Raw genomic sequence first — 1,635 nt, 5'->3', positions numbered from 1 at the left:
CCCGCGCGCCGTCGGCCTCGCGCAGCCGGGCGGTCAGCCGCGCGTTCTCCGCGGTGAGCCGGTCCCGGTCCGCCCCGAGCCGGTCCCGCTCCTCGGTCAGCCGGCCGATCTCCTCCGCGTGGTCGCGGGCCGACCGGGCGGTGTGGGCGTCGTGTTCCTCGGTGATGAGGCGCAGCTTCTCGGCGTGCTCCTCGGCGAGCCGCCTCAGCGCGGCGGTGTGGTCGTCCGCGAGCCGGGTCCGCTCGTCGGCGTGCTCCCGCGTCAGGCGGGCGGTGTCGGCGGCATGCTGCTCGGCGAGGCGGTCGCGCTCCGCGGCCAGGGTCTCGGCGAGGTGGGCGCGCTCCTGGTCCAGTTCGGCGGACAACCGGGCGCGCTCACGGTTGAGTTCACCGGTCAGCCGCTCGTGCTGGCGGCGGGACTCCTCCGCCAGCCGGGCGCGTTCCTGGAGCAGCCGGCCGATGTCCTGGGTGACGGCGTCCAGCCGGGTACGGGCGGCCCGCGCCGACAGGACGGTGTACGTGGCCACCGTGGCCGCCGCGCACAGCAGTACGGCGGCGATCGTCCCGACCACGACGACGGAGCCGACCGCGTCGTCCGGGACGAGGAAGAGGGCGCCGAGGACCCCGATGGCGGTGACCGCCGCGGTGAGCACCGGGACGGGCAGCAGGCTGCGGGGGGTGGGACGGTCGCCGGGGAGCAGGGGGGAGGTCATCAATCAGGGTCCTCGGTCGGTTCCTCGGTCGGTCCGCGGGCGTGCACCGTCGTGTCTGCGCGGCCCTCGGGCGGTTTCACGGGAATGCCGGACTCGGTTTTCGGGGTCGCTTTCGAACGAGTCCGACAACTGCGCGCAACTCGCGGTCACTATATGAGAGTTCGTGTTCGACTTGGGAAGATTCCGCTTCCGTTTTCGTCAGTCGCTCCATCCCGGGCGCACATCGGGACCTTCCACGGCGCCGTGGGACGTGCGGGCGCCGTCTCCTGCGCCCGGCCTCCGCGGAGGCATCCTGAGGGCATGACGGATCACCGGGAACTGCTGGCCGGGCTGCGGGCGGCCGTGCGCGGCGAGGTCGACTTCACCACGACCGCACGGGCCCTGACCACGATGGACGCCTCCAACTACCGCCGGGTACCGCTCGGCGTGGTGGCCCCGCGGGACGCCGACGACGTGGCGGCGGCGCTGTCGGTGTGCCGGACGTACGGCGTCCCCGTGGTGCCGCGCGGCGGCGGCACGTCGATCGCGGGGCAGGCGACCGGCACCGGTGTGGTGCTCGACTTCACACGGCACATGAACCGTCTGCTGTCCCTCGATCCCCAGGCGCGCACGGCCGTCGTCCAGCCCGGCCTCGTCCTCGACCGCCTCCAGGAGGCCGCCGCCCCGCACGGCCTGCGCTTCGGCCCGGACCCCTCCACCCACAGCCGCTGCACCCTCGGCGGCATGATCGGCAACAACTCCTGCGGCTCCCACTCGGTGGCCTGGGGCACGACGGCCGACAGCGTGCGCGAGCTCGCGGTCGTCACCCCGCGCGGGGACCGGTTGCGGCCGGGGCGGGGCTGGGCTGGCGCCCCGGCGGGGCTGCGGGACCTGGTGGACGGCGAACTGGCCCGCCTGCGCACGGCCTTCCCCGATCTGCCCCG

1 protein-coding gene and 1 pseudogene are annotated in these 1,635 nt (G+C 74.7%); one reads left to right on the top strand and one right to left on the bottom strand.

The window, feature by feature from the left end; all coding sequences use genetic code 11:
- Positions 1-712, bottom strand: a pseudogene (locus B7767_RS08235) (ATP-binding protein); the annotation flags it as partial.
- A 300-nt stretch (positions 713-1,012) separates the two neighbouring features.
- Between B7767_RS08235 and B7767_RS08230 the strand changes: the two are divergent.
- The coding region (locus B7767_RS08230; protein WP_143652282.1) for an FAD-binding oxidoreductase at positions 1,013-1,635 on the top strand (623 nt) is incomplete at its 3' end.

This window comes from Streptomyces sp. 13-12-16 (assembly GCF_002114215.1).
In the GTDB taxonomy this organism is placed as follows: domain Bacteria; phylum Actinomycetota; class Actinomycetes; order Streptomycetales; family Streptomycetaceae; genus Streptomyces.
This window is presented reverse-complemented; position numbering and strand designations above follow the sequence as displayed.